The sequence below is a fragment of the Ruegeria sp. 6PALISEP08 genome (assembly GCF_001238295.1).
Taxonomy (GTDB): domain Bacteria; phylum Pseudomonadota; class Alphaproteobacteria; order Rhodobacterales; family Rhodobacteraceae; genus Ruegeria.
Window position 1 is genome coordinate 163,688 of the sequence record NZ_LGXZ01000004.1, and the last position, 20,163, is coordinate 183,850.

Consider the following 20,163-nt stretch of genomic DNA (forward strand, 5'->3'; position numbering starts at 1 on the left):
AACAAGATGTCAGTTTTTGCGTTTGGCACGTGGCTGCGGCCTGGTCGGGATTTCCTTGAGCAGCCCACCAACACCCATCGCCGCAATGTCAGCTCCGTTTGTTTCAATTCCACACGCAACACGGGACAGAACCCAATCGGCGCCGTTCAACGCCGGAGAGCGCGCGCAGCCTGGCAATCCAATGACCGGGCGATCCTGCAAGGCCCCCAAAAACAGCAGGTTTCCCGGATCCACCGGCATCCCAAAGCGATCCACCTGCCCGCCGGCCAAACGCACAGCCGAGGGCGCCACATCTTCAGTGTCCGACGTCGCCGATCCTGTCAGGATCATCAGCACATCACCATCGCTTTGCGAGACCGCTTCGGCCAGAGCTTCGACCCGGTGCGGGACGGTCCGCACATCACAAAGCTCCATATCCAGCAACTCGACCCGACCGCGAATAGCGGCAATCCCTTTTTCATTCGACGGACCACCCTGAATGTCCGTTACGATCAGCCCGGCTGTTTGGTGAACCGGACGCGCCAGACGGATTGCGCGCTGAGCCAATGTGGCAGCACGTCGAACATCCTCTTCGGGCACGGCGTAAGAGATGACCTTGATGGTCGCCACCATACCGCCTGGCCCCATCTGCTGATGCTGCGGTACCGTGGCCACTGTGATCATCGGATTGACTTCGTTGAACCGCTCAAGCGCCGCGACATCCAGCACGGCCACCCCCGGTCCATCCGCCAAAAGGTTGACCCGACCGGTAAACGCCTCGGTCACGCGCAGGTTGGCCACAGCGGCATCAGGCGCAAGAGCTGCCGCCAAGGCACGCGCGGCTTCGTCTTCGTGGCAATCACCAGGTTCGAGACGCGCGACGATCACTTCGCTCAGCCCGGATTGCGCCAGTTGCGCGATATGCTCGGCCTGTAATGCCAAACCTTTGCGCAGCTTACGCCCACCTGCTGTCACCGAATGCGCCAGGATGGCCCCTTCTGCCTGCGAAACGGGAACCGGGCCAAACCTCATGCTTTGCCCCGAAGAACCGCTGTCATCTCAGCCAGAATGGCGACAGCGATTTCCGAGGGCCCGGCAGCACCAATATCCAGGCCGATGGGGCCGTGAATTCTGGAGATCTGCGACTCGGTGAAACCTGCGGCTTTCATGCGATCAACGCGCTTGGCATGGGTGCGTGTCGAGCCCAGAGCGCCAATATAGAAGACACCCGCGTCAAGTGCCGCTTGCAGCGCCGGGTCGTCCAGCTTGGGATCATGGGTCAGCAAGACGATAGCGGTCCGCGCATCCAGCCCCAGCCTGGCGACCGCTTCATCCGGCCAATCGGTCAGGATCGTTTCCCCCGGAAAGCGTGCGCTGGATGCAAATGCATCGCGTGGATCAATGATCGCCGGATCATAGCCCGCAATGCGCGCCATGGTCACAAGGGCCTGTGCGATATGGACGGCCCCCACAACGATCAACCGCAAAGGCGGATTGTGAACGGCCACAAAGGTCTCGCCATCCTCTTCGAAACCCGACCGGTCCATACGCAACCGATCGGCATAGGCGTTGCGACGCAAGGCCCTGTGTCCGGTATTTGTGTTTACCTCATACGCCACGGGCGCGCGCGTGGCGCGGGCCGCGACGAGTTCTGCCAGCATGCGCTCGGGCAGGACATTCCCAATGGGTTCGACCAGAACACGGATCGTTCCGCCGCAGGCCAGCCCCACGGCAAAGGCATCATCATCGCTGACGCCAAATTCCAACAGCCGGGCTTCGCCTTCGTCCAAGGCTTCAAGTGCTTCGACGATCACCGCGCCTTCCACGCAGCCACCGGAAACCGATCCTTCGATCCGCCCGTCGCCACCGATCACCAGTTGCGACCCAACGCGCCGAGGCGCGCTGCCCCAGGTTTCGACAACCGTCGCCAGGGCCGCGCCCCGCCCGCTGCGGTGCCAGTCCAAAGCCGTTTCCGGGCTGTTGTCGAATCGCTCCATCAGACCCTCCAGATGTTGTCCGTTTCCAACATAAGCAGGATTGCCGGGATGAAAAGCGCGGCTGCCTTGCCAAAACGTCTATATTTGGCCCCTTTTGAAGCCACGAACACCTTCACGGCATTCAATAAATCATAGCATTGATTGTTAGCGATCAGAGCTTTAGCCTGCGCCCACAACCGGTAGTTTGACCGGAATGCATATCCAGAAATTCATAGATCGGAGACAAGCAGTTGAAACTTTTTCTTACACTGGGCGCGGCGGTTGGCATGTTGGCCTCGACCGCAGCGTGGGCTGATACGTTCGAACGCTATGGTGAGGTTGAAGGCTGGAAAGTCTTTATCGACAATGAGAAGAAATCCTGCCTGATCGAAGCTGTGGACGATGCGGAAAACGTCGTTCAGATGGGTCTGACCGAAGACCGCGGTGTTGGCTATGTCGGTGTGTTCACCAAAGCCGACACCGATATCAAACGGGGCGAAACGCAAGAAGTCGCTATCCTGATTGGGGACAATATTTATCTGGGTGAAGCCACCGGTATGAAAGGCAACATCACAAAGGGCTATTCAGGCGGGTATGTCCTGTCGGACGATCCCCAATTTGCGGATGACCTCGCCAAGAAAAAGGTGATGATCGTGTTCCCCGAGACAGCGTATGCGTTCACAGTCGACCTTACCGGCACGTACAAGGCCATGGAAATGGCACGCAAGTGCAACGCAGAGCAGCTTTCGTAAGCGTTTAACCGGAAAGCGCGGCCATCAGCCGGGCTTTCTGCCCCTGGTCGTCGGGGTGTGAGATCACGGCGGCCAAATCTTCGAGCGATGCAATCGAATGCCCTGCCCGGAAACTGTCGACATGCGGCAGCATTGCAGCCACCCCTTGCGCTTTAGGAGCGAACCCATCCCAACGCAAAAGCGGATTCAGCCAGATCAGGCGTCTTGAAGACAGGTGCAAGCGCTCAATCTCTTTCTGTAGGGTCTCCGGGTCGCCTCGTTCCAGTCCGTCGGTGATCAGCAGAACAACCGCCCCTTGCCCCATGACGCGGCGAGACCAGTCGCGGTTGAACTGGTGCAAGCAGTCCCCGATGCGCGTGCCCCCTTCCCAGTCCTGCGCCTCGGCTCCGGCAGCGGCAAGTGCTGCATCCACATCCCGTTGATGCAGGTGGCGGGTGATGTTGGTCAGGCGCGTGCCAAAGGTGAAAGCATGAACCTTGGCCCAACCCGCACCCTTGGCGTTGGACACCGTGTGCAGGAAATGCAAGATGATCCGGCTGTATTGGCTCATCGATCCAGAAATATCACAAAGCGCGATAAGATTGGGCCAGCGCGGCTTGGGCTGAAGCTTGGCGATGTCACGCAGCTCGCCGCCTTGTCGCATCGCTGCACGCAATGTGCGGGCGCGGTCGATACGGTGCCCCAGATGGCTGGCCTGCCCCCGGCGCGACTCGATGGGTTTGACCGGCAGGGTCATTCGCGCCAAAACACGTTTGGCTTGCGCGATTTCAGCCGTGCTCATCTGTTCGAAATCCAGATTGCGCAGACGATCCTCTGATGATGCCGTCTGAGTGGCGTCAATCTCGATTTCGGATTCACCTTCATCTTGCGCGGCTGGTTCAGGCAATTCTTGTTCGACACCGTCCAGCAGCGCCTCGGCAGCGCGTTTTTCACCAGCATCGGCCTTGCGCTCTTCCTGAACGCCACGAATGGCGGGCAGCATCATGGCCATCATATGTTCCATGTATCGCGGATCGCGCCAGTACATTCGGAAAACTTGCGCAAATACCGTGCGGTGTTCCGGGCGGTTCACGAAACAGGCGTGCAGTGTCCAGTAAAAATCTCGTTTCTCGGTAAACCCTGCCACCTGCACCGCGTGGATCGCATCAATCACGCGCCCCGGGCCGATTGGCAGCCCCGCCTTTCTGAGCGCACGGGCAAAATGGGTGATATTCTGCGCCAGCTTTGGGTTATCCGGGATATCCAGTGGCAGTTGCTCGGCCATCAGCAACCATGGGGGCTCTGCCCCCATACCCCCGGAGTATTTGGGAAAAGATGAAGCATCAGGCTGGTTCGAGGGTGGCCTTGGCCTCGTCGAGAATGCGCTTTGCCTCGGACCCCTGCAGTTTCTGAATGTCGTCCTGGTACTTCAGGATTGCACCCAGCGTGTCGCCGATCACCTCTGGGCTCAGGTTCATCACATCCAGCGCCAGCAAACACTTGGCCCAGTCAATGGTTTCAGCCACGCCGGGTTTCTTGAACAGATCCTCGGTGCGTAAACGTTGAACAAAAGCCACCACTTCACGGCTGAGTGCATCGGCTGCTTCTGGTGCACGGGCGTGCAGGATTTCAATCTCGCGCTCGAAATCCGGGTAGTCGACCCAATGATAAAGGCAGCGGCGTTTGAGGGCGTCATGCACCTCGCGCGTGCGGTTTGACGTGACGACGACAACGGGCGGCTCAGGTGCTTTGATCGTACCCAGTTCCGGGATAGTAACCTGAAAATCGCTGAGAGCCTCAAGCAGGAAGGCTTCAAAAGGTTCATCCGTTCGGTCCAGTTCATCGATTAGCAGAACCGGTGCGCCGTGTTCGTCAGGCCGCATGGCTTGCAGCAACGGGCGTTCAATCAAGTATTCGTCCGAGAACAATTCGGACTGCAATGCGCCCCGATCTGCCCCACCCGACGCCTCAGCCGTTCGGATTGCAACCATCTGCGCCGGAAAATTCCATTCGTAGACGGCCGAGGACGCATCGAGACCTTCATAGCATTGCAGTCGGATCAGGCGACGATTCAGGCCGGAGGCAAGGGCTTTGGCGATCTCGGTTTTCCCAACACCCGCTTCGCCTTCCAGAAACAGCGGTCGGCCCAGTTTCAGCGCCAAAAACACAACAGTCGCAAGGGCGCGTCCGCAGACATAGCCCTGGGCTCCCAACATCTGCTGCACGGCATCGATTGAATTTGGTTGCGTCATGGAACCCTCTCTACTTAGCGGACAAACAGGTCACGCGCGGACCTGTGCGTCAAGACCTCGCGCCACGTCAGAGCTACGACGTTCGGGTTGGTTGACAAGTTTTTTCACCACGAGGCTCGGTCGTGGTTGGTCTTTGCCAGCGGCTATGCTAGCGGAAAGCCATGACCGATACCCTTACGATCCGCCGCCCCGACGACTGGCATCTGCACTTGCGCGATGGCGCCATGCTGCAGGCCGTCCTGCCCGAAACCGCGCGCCATTTTGGCCGCGCGATCATAATGCCCAATCTGGTGCCTCCGGTTGTGACCGGCGCAGACGCCGCCGCCTATCGGGACCGCATTATGACGGCGTTGCCCGAAGGGATGACGTTTGAACCGCTGATGACCCTCTATCTGACCGAGGATACGGACCCAGACGATCTGGCCGCCGCCCATGCGAGCGGACTGGTCAAGGCGGTCAAACTTTATCCTGCCGGGGCCACGACCAATTCGCATTCCGGCGTAAGGAACTTCGACAATGTTCGACCCGTGCTTGAGAGAATGGCCGAAATCGGCCTGCCCCTGTGCGTGCATGGCGAAGTGACGGATGCCGAGATCGACATCTTCGACCGCGAGGCCGTGTTCATCGACCGCGTTCTGGACCCAATCCGCAGGACCACTCCAGGCCTGCGTGTCGTGATGGAACATATCACCACCCGCGACGGTGTTCAGTATGTCAAAGCCAATGAGGCGGACTTGGGCGCGACGATCACTGCGCATCACCTGATCATCAACCGCAACCACATTCTGGTCGGTGGGATCAAACCGCATTACTACTGCCTGCCTGTTGCCAAACGCGAAGAGCATCGGCTGGAGTTGTTGAAAGCTGCAACCTCGGGCGATCCGCGTTTTTTCCTTGGAACCGACAGCGCACCGCATACGGATGACAACAAGGAAATGGCCTGTGGCTGCGCAGGTTGCTTCACGGCGACCAACACCATGTCCCTGGTGGCCGAGATGTTCGATCGTGAAGACGCTTTGGACAAACTGGAAGGCTTCGTTTCGCTGAACGGGCCTGCGTTTTATCGCCTGCCTGTGAACGAAGACAGCATCACGCTGACCAAGGGCGCGCCGGTCGAGTACCCCGACAAGATCGAAACTGACGACGGGCCCGTCACCGTGTTTGATCCCGGTTTTCCGCTGCACTGGCGCGTGGTTTAACCCGCCAGTTTGGAAGCCAGATCGCGGGCGCGGCCTCCGGTGCGTAGCATTGACCAGATCGCGTCCGCCTCTTCCGCTCCGATCAGCTTGGCCGCTTTGGCGCGCACGCGGTCCTCTCGGTCCGGCAGCGACATCGGGGTCAACAGGTCATGCGTTGCCTCGCGGCGGATACCGTCACGGCGCAGCAAAGCCAGCTGCGCCTGCGTCTCTGACAAACTATCATCTGCTTCGACTGTGATACGGTCGCGTAAGGACTTTATGCGGGGGTCGGCGCAGACCTTGTCCGTATAGCTTCCCGGCAAGGCAGTATCATATCCCAAAGCCTGCATCGCGATGACTGTACGATATGAGAATTTGGCCCCCAACCCGGTTTCAGGTGTAAGCTGATTGCACACACTCATCCAGCGGGGGTGGGTCTTGATCTTGATTTCGGCCACTTCGGGTTCTGCGACATCCAGTTGCCGCGCCGCCTCGAGCGCGGCGTGCAAACCATGGCAACAGGCGTGGAACTTGTGGCTGACACTTTCAAACAGCCATTCATCATTCAAACCATCTAGTGCGCTTGGATCCGATGTGCCGTGATGGGTCGCACCAAAGCCAAAAGGACCTTCCAGCGCGTCGGCGTTGGCCTGAAACCCGCGCTGTACCAGCAAGGCTGTTTCGACCCCGGCGGCGGCTGCTAGACCCGCGTTATAAGGCTTGCCCATCGTCCCAAACTGGGCTTTCAGCCCGGCTGTCCGAGTTGCCGTCAGACCCAGAACAGACCGCATCTTGTTCGTATCGAAGCCCAGCAACCGCCCTGCGGCGACAGCGGCCCCAAATGCACCCGATGTGGCTGTCTGATGAAACCCGACCTGGTAGTGCCCCCGACCCAACCACAATCCAACGCGGATCGAGATTTCCATCCCGACCAGTGCGGCTTCGAGCAAATCAACCAGTATGCGGTCATCCCACTCAGACACGGCAAGGGCAGCAGGCAGGATGGCAACTGACGGATGCCCAATATGTGCGAAATGCGTGTCGTCATAATCCAGCGCATGAGACACGGCGCCATTCACCAGCGCCGCTCCGCGCAATGGCGCCGCTCCACCGCCAAAAAGATGGGCCTGTACATTGCCGCCGTCCTCCAGAACCATCTCACGGATGATGGATGAGACAGGTTCGTTTGCGCCTGCACGACCGACCGCGATCCAGTCCAGAACAGACAGAGACGTGACAATCCGCGCCTGAGATGTCGTTGAAATCGGGCCGACTGCAAACGCGGCCAATGATGCTGTAAAATCCGTCATGGGCGCAGTCTAGCGTGCGCCGTAGTCGCGTAAAGACCTAGCCGTAGAGTTCTTGGGCCCGTGCCTCGAACGCGCGTACGATCCGCTGCATGGCTTCGTTGAACACGACGCCGATGATCCCCTGCAGGATCGCATTCTTGAACTCGAAATCCACATGGAACGAGATATTGCAGCCTCCATCCGGCGCGTCATCGAACTGCCAGTCGGATTTCATGTATTTGAACGGGCCATCCAGATATTCGGTATCGATCTTCTTCTGATCCGCGAACAGAGTCACCCGGCTGCCAAATCGTTCGCGGAACACTTTGAACGAGATCACCAGATCGGCCTCCATCACCTCGGCCTCACCTGCCACAAATGTCTTGCGTATACGGGCCGCGGCGCACCAGGGCAGAAACTGGGGATAATTGGCCACGTCGGCAACCAGATCATACATTTGCTGGGCGGTGTATGGCAGGTGGCGGGTTTCCGAATGGATAGGCATGGCGTCCGGTATTTGCAGGTGACAATGGCGCGTCATGTCGTATGTTGCGCGCCAAAGATCAAGGGGGCTGCGATGACTGACCGCGCATATGTGATAGATGAGATGATCTCGGCCAAGGCCATCGCCGCCCGAATCGAGGAGTTGTGCCGCGAGATCACGGCTGAATTCGATGGCACCGACAAGCTGGTGGTCGTTGGTCTGCTGCGCGGCAGCTTTGTGTTCATCGCAGATCTGGTACGCGAACTGGATCTTCCCATTGAAGTGGATTTCCTTGAGGCATCTTCGTACGGGGATGCGATGGAAAGCAGTCGAGAAGTACGTATTCTCAAAGACTTGCGCGGCGCTATTGAAGGGCGAGACGTGTTGGTTGTGGAAGATATTGTTGACACCGGCCACACGCTGAATCACGTCACCAAGCTGCTGCAAAGTCGCAAACCCGAGCGCCTGAAATCCATTGCACTACTCGACAAACCCAGCCGCCGCGAGGTGGATTTCCGGTCAGACTGGATCGGATTCGAGATCCCGGACGAGTTTGTTGTGGGGTACGGCATCGACTACGCACAGCGAAACCGTAATTTGCCTTTTATTGGTAAGGTTCGATTTACTGGAAATTAGATGTGACCTCCCAGTACTACCTGGACTACCTGGCCCATAAAATTCAAATACAAGAATATTTATAGACAAACTCGATTGCGCACCATTACCCTTCCTATCAACTTAGGAGGATTATTGATGAAGCGTATTGTTGCTACAGCCGGTGTGGTTATGGCGATCGTGGCACTTGCAAGTTCGGGTGCCGCAAAGGACAATAAAGGCAAAGGGCAAGGTGCTAACAAAAACAAGGTAGAGAAATCTATCAAGTCAAACGGCAAAGCTGTTCCACCCGGTCAAGTCAAAAGATACACGCGTGGCCAGAAGTTGCCGGATGATCTGAGTTTTGACTACATCGACGACCTCGACAACTGGAAGCTTAAGCCGTTGGGACCCGGTCAGCGCTATATCCGGGTAGATGATGAAGTTCTATCGATCTCAGATAACACGAAGACAGTCATAGAAGCTGTTGGAATTGTTGGTGATCTGGCCAATTGAATGGATCGACGCTAGCGCTCGTCTCGAAGAATAGCATCAATACCGTTAAGGAAAATCATAGTCCCTACTGGTATCAACGCATCCGGGAAGTCGTAATCCGGATTGTGCAGTTGCGGATGATCCCGCCCTGACCCCAACCAGAACATGGCAGCTCTTGCGCTTTTGGCAAACTGTCCAAAATCCTCTGAAAACCGTTGCGGTTGATCGACCAGCCGGCATTCAATTCCCTGATCGAAACAGGATTGCCTCAGAATTGAGACGGTTTCCGGATGATTGACGCAGGCTTCGAACACTTCGTCATAGGTGATCTCTACCGTCAATCCTTCTGCATGCGCTGTCTCGTGCACCATCGCTTCGGCATCAGTCATCAGTCGCGTCATCTGGCGATCCGAGACTGTGCGCAGCGTCACCCATAGCTCTGCCCGCCCAGGGGCAACACCTACAGTGCGCTCACCCAAATGTGCATGCGTGACAGTGGTCAAGGCATAGTCATCATTCATCTCGCCGCCTGCCCCCAGTTCGGCCAAAGCGGGGATCAGTACCGACAAGGCACCTGCGGGTGAAACTCCATCCTGTGGGGCAGCCGCGTGTGACGTCTTACCCGTCAATACAATCTGCATACCGCGTGAGGCACAGTTTGCAGGTCCTGCACAGAGTTCAACCACTCCAAGTTCCAACCCTGGCAGGTTATGGAGGGACAGCACGATATCTGGCGATATTTCAGAAAATTGTGGATCGGCCCTGAACGCGATGGCCCCATGGCCCGTCTCTTCTGCAGGTTGAAAGATCAGAACAACGCGGCCCTTTTTCGGTCGCTGTCCCTTCAGCGCTTCGGCTACGCCCAACACTATCACCATGTGGCCATCATGACCGCAAAGGTGCCCTTTGCCTTTGATCTGAGACACGTATGGCAGGTCTGAAAGTTCCTGAATCGGCAGGCCGTCCAATTCGCAGCGAATACCCACTGAAGGGCCCGGCTTGCCACTTTCAAAAACCGCAACCACCCCATGCCCGCCGACGCCCGTCAGAACACGATCTGCTCCGGTTTCGCGCAAAACATCAGCAATCCGCGCCGCAGTTTGCTCCTCCTGCCCCGAGAGTTCAGGGTTTTGGTGCAATTCGCGGCGCAGGCGGGTTAGCCGCGCGATCAGTTCTGGTGTCACGCTTGTTGCAACTTCGCTTGCCGGGCGGCCCTCAGCCGCGCGAAATCGTCACCCGCGTGGTAAGACGACCGGGTCAGAGGCGTCGCTGATACCATCAGAAAACCCTTGCCATAGGCCGCCTTTTCATAAGAGGCGAACTCTTCCGGTGTGACGAAACGATCCACACCATGATGCTTGGGACTCGGTTGCAGGTACTGCCCGATGGTCAAGAAATCGATATCCGCCGCGCGCATATCGTCCATCACCTGACGCACCTGCTGTTCCTCTTCGCCCAATCCGACCATGATGCCGGATTTGGTGAAGATCGACGGATCAAGCTCCTTCACCCGCTGCAACAGTCGCAGTGAATGGAAATAGCGCGCACCCGGTCGTACCTCGGGGTAGAGACCTGGCACGGTTTCCAGATTATGGTTGAACACATCCGGTTTCGCCTGAACCACGACCTCCATCACGTCCTCGTCACATTTCAAAAAGTCCGGGGTCAGAATTTCGATAGTGGTTTTAGGGGATCGATGACGCACTGCGCGAATAGTCTGCGCAAAGTGCTCGGCACCGCCGTCAATCAGATCGTCCCGGTCCACCGAAGTGATCACCACATGGTTCAGGCCAAGCTTCTCAACCGCGTGTGCCACACGACCAGGCTCAAACGCATCAAGGTCGTCTGGGCGACCGGTTGCAATGTTGCAGAAGGTACAGCCGCGCGTACAAATCTCGCCCATGATCATCATGGTGGCGTGACCCTGGCTCCAACATTCGCCGACGTTGGGGCAACCAGCTTCTTCGCAGACAGTCACCAGATTGTTGTCGCGCATGATCCGCCGCGTATCAGCATAGCCTTTTCCACCGGGTGCCTTGACCCGGATCCAGTTTGGTTTCTTGGGCTGTGCGTTATCCGGACGATGAGCTTTTTCCGGATGGCGCTGTTCGGGGATCTTCAGATCTCGCACGTTGGTTTTCCTGACTTTGGGTCAACTCTTGTTACTCATAACATAGACAGAAGCGCAGCGTTACACCAGCGACGCATAGCCGCTATGCAACGTCATTGTGCCGACGCAGAATAGTCCAACAAGAGATCAGAGTTTGCGGATTAAATTCAACGCGCAACACGACAATGCTATTATTCGCGCATGCGGCATTTCCTCAATTGAATGCGATTTAGAACTGTTTTAATTCACGATAAAATCACATGTGAATCACAGGAGCTTGAACATGAAATCCGGCGCGAAACTGCCTGACGTGACCTTTCACACCCGTGTCCGCGACGACTCTGTCGAAGGACCAAACCCTTTCCGCTGGGAAGACAAGACAACGGCCGACTATTTCGCCGGCAAGCGCGTAATCCTTTTCTCGCTGCCGGGTGCATTCACTCCAACCTGCTCGACCTACCAATTGCCCGGTTTTGAAAATGGTTATGCCGATTTCGCCGCCAAGGGGATCGACGCAATCTATTGCATGTCTGTCAACGACAGTTTCGTGATGAACAAATGGGCACAGGATCAGGGCTTGAAAAACGTCGATGTCATCCCAGACGGATCGGCGGAATTCACCCGAAAAATGGGTATGCTGGTCGACAAAGACAATCTGGGTTTCGGGATGCGTTCATGGCGTTACGCCGCCATCATCAATGATGGTGTTGTCGAGGCGTGGTTCGAAGAGCCTGGCCTGATGGATAACTGCCCCGAAGATCCCTATGGCGTGTCTTCGCCCGAAAACCTGATGAAGCATCTGCAAGCGCCGGCAGAGCCGGAAATGGCCTGATCAACAGCCAAAAGCACAAAAAAGGCTCGCTTCGCGCGGGCCTTTTTTTGTTTCTGGCGTCACTCAACCAATCATGCGGTCGCGGTCGGCCTGATCATTATAGTGCTGTTTGAGCCTTTGCAAAGCGATGCGCAGGACTATCTTGCCAGATCGGGCCGAACACCCCATACGCTTTTCTGCCAGCTCCAGCCCCTCAAGATAACAGCAGCAGCGCAGCGCAACATCACTCAGCCCCGGTCTCAGATCTGAAAGCGCGCGCGCCACCCTATCCCTTGCATCAGAAATCCCCCTGCCCCCATGCGATTCACTGTCATAAGCACCGCGCCCTCCGGCCGTCAGAAAACGATCCCAGTTCTGCGATACCTGCGGGCCGATCTGCGCCAGTTCAAAGTCTTCGCGCAGACGTTCACCGGCTTTGACGAGTGTTTCATCCAGAAACGGCTTGCCATCCCGGTCGCGGCGGCGGGACAAGGCGATCAAAGGGCTTTCCGCCGCACTGTAGCGAATGCGACTGACGCCCGAGGCAAGCCCGGCAGACGACTTTGCCTGAAACGCGTTTTGTGCCTCCGCGAAGCCTGGATCGGTCTCTGACCGAGCCTTGTTTTCCGCTTGTGCAATCAAGTGGCTAAGTGCAGTTCTTCCTGCCGTAGATATCCGATAGCGCGAGATTCGTCCCGGGTTGTCGCAGCTGATCCAGTCTTTCAAGGCCAAGGCTTGGGCAATCTTGCAATCAACAACAGCTGTTCTGGTCGCAGCGCTATTGCCTGTATCGCGAACGTCAACGGCCTTGTCCATTTCCTCAGCCACCGCAAGCACGGATCCGGTTTCGCTTAGACGACGCAGAATCCGAAGGGCTTCGCGTTCAAATTCCTCTTCCTTGGCAGTCTCATCGAACGTTTCCAAAGAACTGCGGACGTCGCCCAGTGTCGAAAAATGCGTTTCAGCCAAAGATTGCAGGGCGGCATCCACCAACGGATCGTCGCGACGCATTTCGATGCGCCGAATTTGCCTGAGGATCGTTGACGCATGGCATCCTGCTGACCGAGCGATATCGCGTATCGATCGGCCGGTTTCGGTATGAGCAAGGTATCTTTGCGCCCCCTCTGGAACCCATGCCGGAATGGAGAAAGCCATGTTGTTTTCCATCATTATTTGCCCTCATCGACAAAACAAACTGCCACTTTTCGCCCTCGGATTGCGGGTTAACCAAATCTAACTAGAGGTCCATTCGTTACTCGTTCGTTAACCACACAAGGCAAGAACCAGATTTGATTCAAAAAGATAAACAGTCGTGAAACCATCGTTCGGAGAGACTTCGGCACAGGCAACACCCGCTTAGGTTGCGCAACAAAGTCCACACGTTTCTTCAAGAAAAGGGATACACAACATGCAGGACCTGATGACGATGATCACAACCCTTCGCCGCCCTCGTATGCTGGCGCGGGCGGCCAAACTCGGGGCGCGGGATTACAATCGGGACAGTCATCTACAACGCATTATGGGATACGGTTCGCTGCCCAGTTCAGGTCCGGCGCTGCTGCGTTTGATGGAGATGGAAAAAGAGGTAAATGAACAGCGAAAAGAAGATGATGCCGCATATTCACTGGTGCGGCATCTGGATCTGCTTATTGCGCTGTTGGGTGAGGCGCAGCTGTATCAGGCCAGCCGCGCCTCGATTTTTCAATAATCAGGCGAACGCGTCCGGCATGGAGGCCTTCTTTTCGGTGATATAGGCTTCCAGCGCCGCAGCGATGTCGGGATCCATCTGCGGTTGCTGATAGTTGGCCAGCAAATGCTCGACCCGTGTGGTGGCCAAAGCCCGCGTATCCCGCGCACCTTCTTCCTGCCAGGTTTCATACGGCTTGTAATCCAGCACTTCGGATTTCCAGAACGATTCCTTGAAGTTGGCCTGCGTGTGCGAACATCCGAGATAATGCCCGCCGGGTCCGACTTCGCGGATCGCATCCATGGCCTGTGCATTCTCGTCATAAGCCACGCCTTTGGCCAACCCGTGCAGAACACCAAGCTGATCAGCATCCATGACGAATTTCTCGAAATCGGCGACCAAACCGCCCTCCAGCCAGCCGCAGGAGTGCAACATGAAGTTCACACCGGACATCAGACCCATGTTCAGCGAGTTTGCGGTCTCATAAGCCGCCTGCGCGTCCGGCAGTTTCGAACCGCAGAACGATCCCGACGAACGGAACGGCAGGTTCAGGCGACGCGCCAACTGGCCAGCCCCATAAGTAATATGCGAAGCTTCAGGCGTGCCAAATGTCGGCGCGCCCGAGTTCATATCAATGGATGTCACCATGGCCCCGAAGATTGCCGGTGCTCCCGGGCGAATGATCTGGCTATAGGCGACACCTGCCAGAACCTCGGCCAGAACCTGTGTCAAAGTCCCGGTGACGGACACCGGCGACATCGCACCACCAACAATAAAGGGTGAGATGATACACGCCTGATTGTTACGCGCATAGACTTCCAGCGAGCCCATCATCACATCGTCGAACGTCATCGGCGAGTTGATGTTGGTCAGTGAGGTCATCACCGTGTTTTCCTGAACGAACTCCTTCCCGAACAGGATTTCGCACATCTCGACCGAATCCTGCGCCCGGCTGGGATCAGTGACCGAGCCCATGAAGGGCTTGTCTGACAGCGTCATATGCGCCTTCAGCATGTCCAGATGGCGTTTGTTCACCGGAATGTCGGTCGGTTCGCAGATCGTACCGCCCGAATGGTGCAACCACTTGGACATGTAGGCCAGTTTCACGAACTTGTTGAAATCGTCCATGGTCGCATACCGGCGGCCACCTTGCGCATCGCGCACAAACGGAGGTCCGTAGACGGGTGCCAAAACCATGTTGCGACCACCGATGACCACCGATTTCTCGGGGTTGCGGGCGTGCTGAGTAAACTCGCTGGGGGCGGTTTTGATCAACTCACGCGCAAGGCCACGCGGGATACGGACACGTTCACCATCAATATCCGCACCGGCATCACGCCAGCGCTCCAGCGCGGCGGGGTTGTCAACGAAGTTGACGCCGATTTCTTCCAACACGGTTTCCGCGTTGTTTTCAATGATCTCAAGTGCCTCTTCGTTGAGAACCTCGAAATTCGGAATGTTCCGTTCGATGTATTTCTCGGTCTCGATACGAACTGCGGTACGCTCGGCACGGCGGGCGGCGCCACCGCCACCTCTCGCCCTGCGCCGGGTGTTTGCCTCTGCCATGAGAAAATCCCGTCTGGTTGTTTAGGTTGAAGCTTGTGATACAGCTTTACCAGATCACAAGCATCGGGATTGCGGCGCTCTGGGGGGAAAAGCGACATTGGCACCCTGCTGCGCGGTAAACACCCCCAAAGCGGCTCAGGCTTCCGAAACACTATCCCACTCGATGCTTTCGATACTCGGCTCCAGCATAAGCGGCGCAACCACCTTGTGCTGAAGTTCCTCGAGGTGGTCTTCCATCGAAACCAGAACTGCAATTGTTTGCGAACCGTCCGCACTGTCTCCTTTTTCGAACCCAACAATTCGAATGTCATTTTGGGCCAACGCCTTCAGAACCGCGACACGCGCATCGGCCTGCGTTTCTTCCTTGCATTGCAGCAGGATCTTGAATTCTTGTGTCAACGGAACCCCGGCACGCGTTGTACGTTTGAGCCATTTCACCAGTGGCCTGAGACCCAGATTCACAAAAATGACAAAGCCCGTCATCATCAAGGCGAACAACCAAGCCCCCGTCCCCGCCATCATTCCGACCGCTGCCGAACACCACAAGGTTGCGGCCGTATTCAACCCGTGGATTGTGAAACCGTGACGAAAAATGATTCCAGCCCCCAAAAACCCGATGCCGGACACTACCTGTGCCGCCACACGAGTTGGGCTGACTTCGTCAGGAAACAACGCAGAGAACACAACAAAGGCCGCAGCACTCAAAGCCACCAACGCATTTGTTCGCAAGCCTGCCATCCTCTGTCGGACTTGCCGCTCGGACCCGATCAGCGCCCCGCAAAACAACGCCAGCGCCAGATTCAACGCAGCAACTTCTATGGAAATCGGCAATTCATATTCCTTATCCAGACGAATCCAGGCTTGGATTCCATCGGGTTGTCATATTTTTGTTACAAAACTTTTACAATTGGCTTTTTTTTGAGACCTGAAAATCCCAAGGAATTGGATGTCGCCCTTGCGAAATGACCGGGCTTGCCCTAAGGCGCAGGCATGACCCAGACATCCCACGACCGCCTTCTAATCATCGACTTCGGCAGCCAGGTGACGCAGCTTATTGCCCGCCGCCTGCGCGAGCTGAATGTCTATTGCGAAATCCACCCTTACCAGAATGTCACGATGGACTTCGTGCGGGAAATGGCCCCGCGCGCCGTGATCTTCTCGGGCGGTCCCGACAGCGTGACACGCGAAGGGTCGCCCCGTGTGCCGCAAGAGATTTTCGACTTAGGCGTACCGATTCTGGGCATTTGCTATGGCCAGCAGGTGATGATGCATCAACTGGGCGGCAAGGTCGAAAGCGGCCATGGCACCGCCGAGTTCGGACGCGCCTTTGTCACCCCTGAAAGCACATTGGATATTCTGGACGGCTGGTTCACCGATGGGGATGAGCAGGTCTGGATGAGCCACGGCGATCACGTCAGTGAAATCGCACCCGGGTTCGAAGTGTTCGGCACTTCTCCGAACGCGCCTTTTGCCATCACGGCAGATGCATCGCGGCACTTTTATGCGGTGCAATTCCACCCCGAGGTCCACCACACGCCCAAAGGCGCAAAGCTGTACGAGAACTTCATCAAGCTGGCGGGCTTCAAAGGCGACTGGACCATGGGTGCCTATCGCGAAGAGATGATCCGCAAGATCCGCGAACAGGTTGGCGACAAAAAGGTCATCTGCGGCCTGTCCGGCGGCGTCGACAGCTCGGTCGCGGCGATCCTGATTCACGAAGCCATCGGGGATCAGCTGACATGCGTCTTTGTGGACCATGGGTTGCTGCGCAAGAACGAGGCCGAAGAGGTCGTGGGCATGTTCCGCGACAACTACAACATTCAGCTGATCCATGCGGATGAAACTGAGCTTTTCCTGGGCGAACTCGAAGGTCAGAGCGACCCTGAAACCAAGCGCAAGATCATCGGAAAGCTGTTCATCGACGTGTTCCAGAAACACGCCGATACCATCGATGGGGCGGAATTCCTGGCGCAAGGCACGCTCTATCCGGATGTGATCGAGTCGGTGTCGTTCTCAGGCGGGCCTTCGGTGACCATCAAGTCGCACCACAATGTGGGCGGCCTGCCGGAAAAGATGGGCCTGAAACTGGTCGAGCCGCTGCGCGAGCTGTTCAAGGACGAGGTCCGCGCATTGGGCCGCGAACTTGGCCTGCCGCAGAGTTTTATCGGCCGCCACCCCTTCCCCGGACCGGGTCTGGCAATCCGCTGCCCCGGTGAGATCACCCGCAAAAAGCTGGAGATTCTACGCGAAGCTGATGCCATCTATATCGACCAGATTCGCAAGCATGGCTTGTATGACGAAATCTGGCAGGCGTTTGTCGCCATCCTGCCTGTCCGCACCGTGGGCGTCATGGGTGACGGTCGCACTTATGACTATGCCTGTGCGCTGCGGGCTGTCACCTCAGTCGACGGTATGACTGCTGATTACTATCCGTTCAGCCACGAGTTCCTGGGCGAAACCGCCACGCGGATCATCAACGAAGTCAAGGGCATCAACCGGTGCACCTATGACATCACATCGAAACCGCCCGGAACGATCGAGTGGGAATGACGGGCGAACTCAGCGCAGAGGTAAGCGTTTGAACGCACAAAGCGTTGTGTGCGTTCAAACCGGTTCCACGGAAATTCTCTGATACGAACTTGCATCTGTTCACTCATAGGCGTTTGAATGGCTGGATAAATTCAGCCGTCTTTTCTAATGCCTGGCTTTGCACTCCTTCGCATGTTTAGCCTCGCGACCAAAACTGGGTGCATATGAATGAGTCATGGGCAGGGACACGTCCTAAAGGCAGCACTTTGGATGACCGGTGCCATCGCCTCGTTCACATCGATGGCCGTCGCCGGGCGCGAGTTGAGCGTGACGCACGACACGTTTGAGATCATGATGTACCGCAGCATCGTTGGCTTCTGTGTTGTTGTGGGTGTTCTGACCCTCACAGGCAAATGGGCGCAGGTTTCAACGGAACGTCTGGGGCTGCACGCCCTACGAAACACGTTGCATTTCGCTGGGCAAAACCTGTGGTTCTATGCGGTTGCAGTCGCCCCTTTGGCACAGGTTTTTGCGCTGGAATTTACGCAACCTCTATGGGTGATCCTGCTGTCGCCTCTGTTTCTGAAAGAACGCCTGACCAGCCTGAAGATCATGGCCGCGCTGATCGGGTTTGCAGGCGTTCTGATCGTCACTCGCCCGGGCTCGGTCCCGCTCAGCCCCGGCCTTGTTACCGCTGCAATGGCCGCGATTTTCTTTGCATTTACAATGATCACCACGAAAAAGCTCACACGCTTTGCAAGCATTGGGTGCATCGTTTTCTGGCTGACTGCCATGCAGGCGGTTTTGGGGGCGGTGGCGGCCGGGTATGACGGGCAAATTGCATTGCCGAACGCAAGCACCGCCCCTTATCTAATTCTTGTTGGGCTGGCCGGATTGCTGGCCCATTTCTGCATCACCAATGCCTTGGCCATTGCCCCAGCAACCGTCGTGGTCCCGTTCGACTTTGCCCGCCTTCCCACAATCGCGGTCGTTGGACTGATCCTGTATCACGAGCCCATTGATCACTGGGTTCTGATCGGCGCCGCAGTCATCTTTTCCGGGATTTTCCTGAATATCTGGTCTGAAAACCGTAGCAGTTCGGCAACAGTTTGAAACAGGTGTCACGACAAGTAACGCTCCGTCACCAGTTGACCTTAAAGTAACCAAATAGAAAGTATCGTGCAGGATACAACGGGCAGGCGATCACAAAAGTCAAACTTAACGCCATGAAACCCGCGTATGACCTACAGGGAGGACAAAATGAAAAAAACACTACTCACTACCTGCGCGCTGTGCGTTGGGGCTGCAGCAGCCCATGCAGGTGGTCTTGATCGAAGCGGGCAAGGCATCAATCTGATTTTCGAAGAAGGCTCTGCCGTGCAGTTTCGTCTGGGTTACACCAACCCAAGTGTGACCGGCACCATGCCTGCGCTTGCTGGTCCGAATATCGGTCAACCTCAAGACTCGGGCGAAGTGGCCAACGACTTTTTCACACCGCATTTGGGTTTCAAAACGTCACTGACCGAACAACTTGATTTCGCCATCATGTATGATCAGCCCTTTGGCGCTGACATCCAGTATGCAAACACCTATCCCCTTTCGATCAACCCAATTCCAGGTGGTCGGACAGACACTCTGCGGGCAAAGGCGGATACGGATGCCATCACGGCATTGCTGCGCTACAAGTTTGATGGTGGTTTCAGTGCAATTGGTGGTCTTCGCGCACAGCGTGTGAAGGCGTCTGTCACCGTGCCTCTTGCCGCAGGTTACCAAGTTGACTCGAACGCTGACACTGCATTCGGCTACGTTGTTGGTGTCGCATGGGAAAAGCCCGAGATCGCGGCACGCGTCTCACTGACCTACAATTCGAAGATCAGCCACGATCTGTCGCAAACGGAATCTCTGAACCCACCGCCGTTCCCACCGATTCCTCCGGGAACTGTGGCCACGTTCAACACAAACAGTGAAATCGAGACTCCGCAGTCGATCAACCTGGATTTCCAGACAGGCGTCGCGCCCAAAACTCTGGTGTTCGGTTCTATCCGTTGGGTCGACTGGACGCAGCTTGTCTACAACCCACCAAACTATCCGCCGACCAGCAACCTGGTTGATTATGACGAAGCCACTTTCACCTACTCGCTGGGTTTGGGGTATCAGTTCTCGGAAGAGTTTTCTGGTGCTGTAACACTGGGCTACGAGTCATCCCAAGGCACCCCGGTTTCGAATCTCGGTCCGACAGATGGATTCTGGAGTATCGGCCTGGGTGGCACCTACTCGCTTGAGAACGCCAAGATTTCCGGTGGTGTGCGTTACACGGATATCGGAGACGCAACGGCAGACGGCGCCTTTGGGCAAACCGCCACCTTCTCAGGCAACAGCGCCTGGAGTGTTGGTTTCCAGATCACCTACGCTCTGAACTGATCGTAGCTTCTAAACGACATGCCAAAGCCCCGCTCAACCAGCGGGGCTTTTTCGCAAGAAC

20 protein-coding genes are annotated in these 20,163 nt (G+C 56.6%); 9 read left to right on the forward strand and 11 right to left on the reverse strand.

Features of this window, described 5'->3' with window-relative positions; translation table 11 throughout:
- Positions 1-9: 9 nt before the first annotated feature.
- Both ALB80_RS07990 and ALB80_RS07995 read right to left on the reverse strand, forming a co-directional pair.
- Positions 10-1,011: a molybdopterin-binding protein gene (locus tag ALB80_RS07990; RefSeq protein WP_050603520.1), complete on the reverse strand. Its 1,002-nt coding sequence runs from the start codon at positions 1,009-1,011 to the stop codon at positions 10-12.
- Entirely contained in the window at positions 1,008-1,976 is a 969-nt protein-coding gene (locus ALB80_RS07995) for an XdhC family protein (protein WP_050603521.1), read from the reverse strand. The genes ALB80_RS07990 and ALB80_RS07995 overlap by 4 nt, the downstream gene beginning before the upstream one ends.
- Positions 1,977-2,206: 230 nt before the next feature.
- On the opposite strand from ALB80_RS07995, the gene ALB80_RS08000 reads away from it, so the two are divergent.
- A complete protein-coding gene (locus ALB80_RS08000) occupies positions 2,207-2,707 on the forward strand; it encodes a hypothetical protein (protein WP_050603522.1) in 501 nt (166 codons plus the stop codon).
- Between the two features lie 4 nt (positions 2,708-2,711).
- Here ALB80_RS08000 and ALB80_RS08005 read toward each other — a convergent pair whose 3' ends face one another.
- Positions 2,712-3,971 (reverse strand): VWA domain-containing protein, encoded by a 1,260-nt coding sequence (locus ALB80_RS08005; protein WP_050603523.1) that lies wholly within the window; start codon positions 3,969-3,971, stop codon positions 2,712-2,714.
- A 58-nt stretch (positions 3,972-4,029) separates the two neighbouring features.
- Positions 4,030-4,938, reverse strand: a complete 909-nt coding sequence (locus ALB80_RS08010) for a MoxR family ATPase (protein WP_050603524.1) — start codon at positions 4,936-4,938, stop codon at positions 4,030-4,032.
- A gap of 161 nt (positions 4,939-5,099) precedes the next feature.
- Here ALB80_RS08010 and pyrC point away from each other — a divergent pair, with 161 nt between their 5' ends.
- On the forward strand, positions 5,100-6,137 hold the full coding sequence (gene pyrC, locus ALB80_RS08015) for a dihydroorotase (RefSeq protein ID WP_050603525.1): 1,038 nt from the start codon (positions 5,100-5,102) through the stop codon (positions 6,135-6,137).
- Here pyrC and ALB80_RS08020 read toward each other — a convergent pair.
- Both ALB80_RS08020 and ALB80_RS08025 read right to left on the reverse strand, forming a co-directional pair.
- Positions 6,134-7,426 carry an MmgE/PrpD family protein gene (locus ALB80_RS08020; protein WP_050603526.1) on the reverse strand — a complete coding sequence of 431 codons (1,293 nt, stop codon included), beginning with the start codon at positions 7,424-7,426 and terminating at the stop codon, positions 6,134-6,136. The two genes, pyrC and ALB80_RS08020, sit on opposite strands and share 4 nt — an antisense overlap.
- 37 nt (positions 7,427-7,463) lie before the next feature.
- Positions 7,464-7,910, reverse strand: a complete 447-nt coding sequence (locus ALB80_RS08025) for a type II toxin-antitoxin system RatA family toxin (protein WP_050603671.1) — start codon at positions 7,908-7,910, stop codon at positions 7,464-7,466.
- A gap of 72 nt (positions 7,911-7,982) precedes the next feature.
- Here ALB80_RS08025 and hpt point away from each other — a divergent pair, with 72 nt between their 5' ends.
- Together hpt and ALB80_RS08035 are read left to right on the forward strand one after the other, a co-directional pair.
- On the forward strand, positions 7,983-8,525 hold the full coding sequence (hpt, locus tag ALB80_RS08030; protein WP_050603672.1) for a hypoxanthine phosphoribosyltransferase: 543 nt from the start codon (positions 7,983-7,985) through the stop codon (positions 8,523-8,525).
- Positions 8,526-8,642: 117 nt separating this feature from the next.
- Positions 8,643-8,999, forward strand: coding sequence for a hypothetical protein (locus tag ALB80_RS08035; RefSeq protein WP_050603527.1), 357 nt, complete (start codon positions 8,643-8,645; stop codon positions 8,997-8,999).
- A gap of 11 nt (positions 9,000-9,010) precedes the next feature.
- Here ALB80_RS08035 and ALB80_RS08040 read toward each other — a convergent pair whose 3' ends face one another.
- Together ALB80_RS08040 and lipA are read right to left on the reverse strand one after the other, a co-directional pair.
- Complete coding sequence (locus tag ALB80_RS08040; protein WP_050603528.1) at positions 9,011-10,162, reverse strand: amidohydrolase; 1,152 nt, start codon at positions 10,160-10,162, stop codon at positions 9,011-9,013.
- The gene (gene lipA, locus ALB80_RS08045) at positions 10,159-11,109 is read right to left on the reverse strand and encodes a lipoyl synthase (RefSeq protein ID WP_050603529.1); all 951 of its coding nucleotides are present in this window, start codon (positions 11,107-11,109) and stop codon (positions 10,159-10,161) included. The genes ALB80_RS08040 and lipA overlap by 4 nt, the downstream gene beginning before the upstream one ends.
- A gap of 262 nt (positions 11,110-11,371) precedes the next feature.
- Here lipA and ALB80_RS08050 point away from each other — a divergent pair, with 262 nt between their 5' ends.
- Positions 11,372-11,920: a peroxiredoxin gene (locus ALB80_RS08050; RefSeq protein WP_050603530.1), complete on the forward strand. Its 549-nt coding sequence runs from the start codon at positions 11,372-11,374 to the stop codon at positions 11,918-11,920.
- Between the two features lie 63 nt (positions 11,921-11,983).
- Here ALB80_RS08050 and ALB80_RS08055 read toward each other — a convergent pair whose 3' ends face one another.
- On the reverse strand, positions 11,984-13,066 hold the full coding sequence (locus ALB80_RS08055) for a DUF6456 domain-containing protein (protein WP_050603673.1): 1,083 nt from the start codon (positions 13,064-13,066) through the stop codon (positions 11,984-11,986).
- Between the two features lie 241 nt (positions 13,067-13,307).
- Between ALB80_RS08055 and ALB80_RS08060 the strand changes: the two genes are divergently transcribed.
- Positions 13,308-13,607, forward strand: coding sequence for a DUF6477 family protein (locus ALB80_RS08060; RefSeq protein ID WP_050603531.1), 300 nt, complete (start codon positions 13,308-13,310; stop codon positions 13,605-13,607).
- On the opposite strand, the gene ALB80_RS08065 is transcribed toward ALB80_RS08060, so the two are convergent.
- The gene (locus tag ALB80_RS08065) at positions 13,608-15,152 is read right to left on the reverse strand and encodes a trimethylamine methyltransferase family protein (RefSeq protein ID WP_050603532.1); all 1,545 of its coding nucleotides are present in this window, start codon (positions 15,150-15,152) and stop codon (positions 13,608-13,610) included.
- Between the two features lie 135 nt (positions 15,153-15,287).
- Positions 15,288-15,983, reverse strand: a complete 696-nt coding sequence (locus ALB80_RS08070; RefSeq protein WP_050603533.1) for an MgtC/SapB family protein — start codon at positions 15,981-15,983, stop codon at positions 15,288-15,290.
- A gap of 159 nt (positions 15,984-16,142) precedes the next feature.
- Here ALB80_RS08070 and guaA point away from each other — a divergent pair, with 159 nt between their 5' ends.
- The 3 genes from guaA (at position 16,143) to ALB80_RS08085 (ending at position 20,102) form a co-directional block, all read left to right on the forward strand.
- Entirely contained in the window at positions 16,143-17,702 is a 1,560-nt protein-coding gene (guaA, locus tag ALB80_RS08075) for a glutamine-hydrolyzing GMP synthase (protein WP_050603534.1), read from the forward strand.
- Between the two features lie 207 nt (positions 17,703-17,909).
- Positions 17,910-18,794: a DMT family transporter gene (locus ALB80_RS08080; RefSeq protein ID WP_050603535.1), complete on the forward strand. Its 885-nt coding sequence runs from the start codon at positions 17,910-17,912 to the stop codon at positions 18,792-18,794.
- Between the two features lie 147 nt (positions 18,795-18,941).
- Positions 18,942-20,102, forward strand: coding sequence for an OmpP1/FadL family transporter (locus ALB80_RS08085; protein WP_050603674.1), 1,161 nt, complete (start codon positions 18,942-18,944; stop codon positions 20,100-20,102).
- Positions 20,103-20,163 lie beyond the last annotated feature (61 nt).

What these genes read in the sequence shown, in the direction of transcription:
- guaA (WP_050603534.1), top strand. Translation starts at nt 16,143, where the DNA reads ATGACCCAGACATCCCACGACCGCCTTCTAATCATCGACTTCGGCAGC.
- ALB80_RS08080 (WP_050603535.1), top strand. Translation starts at nt 17,910, where the DNA reads ATGAGTCATGGGCAGGGACACGTCCTAAAGGCAGCACTTTGGATGACC.
- hpt (WP_050603672.1), top strand. Translation starts at nt 7,983, where the DNA reads ATGACTGACCGCGCATATGTGATAGATGAGATGATCTCGGCCAAGGCC.
- ALB80_RS07995 (WP_050603521.1), bottom strand. Translation starts at nt 1,976, where the DNA reads ATGGAGCGATTCGACAACAGCCCGGAAACGGCTTTGGACTGGCACCGC.
- ALB80_RS08060 (WP_050603531.1), top strand. Translation starts at nt 13,308, where the DNA reads ATGCAGGACCTGATGACGATGATCACAACCCTTCGCCGCCCTCGTATG.
- ALB80_RS07990 (WP_050603520.1), bottom strand. Translation starts at nt 1,011, where the DNA reads ATGAGGTTTGGCCCGGTTCCCGTTTCGCAGGCAGAAGGGGCCATCCTG.
- ALB80_RS08010 (WP_050603524.1), bottom strand. Translation starts at nt 4,938, where the DNA reads ATGACGCAACCAAATTCAATCGATGCCGTGCAGCAGATGTTGGGAGCC.
- ALB80_RS08085 (WP_050603674.1), top strand. Translation starts at nt 18,942, where the DNA reads ATGAAAAAAACACTACTCACTACCTGCGCGCTGTGCGTTGGGGCTGCA.
- ALB80_RS08020 (WP_050603526.1), bottom strand. Translation starts at nt 7,426, where the DNA reads ATGACGGATTTTACAGCATCATTGGCCGCGTTTGCAGTCGGCCCGATT.
- ALB80_RS08050 (WP_050603530.1), top strand. Translation starts at nt 11,372, where the DNA reads ATGAAATCCGGCGCGAAACTGCCTGACGTGACCTTTCACACCCGTGTC.
- ALB80_RS08065 (WP_050603532.1), bottom strand. Translation starts at nt 15,152, where the DNA reads ATGGCAGAGGCAAACACCCGGCGCAGGGCGAGAGGTGGCGGTGGCGCC.
- ALB80_RS08005 (WP_050603523.1), bottom strand. Translation starts at nt 3,971, where the DNA reads ATGGCCGAGCAACTGCCACTGGATATCCCGGATAACCCAAAGCTGGCG.
- ALB80_RS08035 (WP_050603527.1), top strand. Translation starts at nt 8,643, where the DNA reads ATGAAGCGTATTGTTGCTACAGCCGGTGTGGTTATGGCGATCGTGGCA.
- pyrC (WP_050603525.1), top strand. Translation starts at nt 5,100, where the DNA reads ATGACCGATACCCTTACGATCCGCCGCCCCGACGACTGGCATCTGCAC.
- ALB80_RS08025 (WP_050603671.1), bottom strand. Translation starts at nt 7,910, where the DNA reads ATGCCTATCCATTCGGAAACCCGCCACCTGCCATACACCGCCCAGCAA.
- ALB80_RS08055 (WP_050603673.1), bottom strand. Translation starts at nt 13,066, where the DNA reads ATGGAAAACAACATGGCTTTCTCCATTCCGGCATGGGTTCCAGAGGGG.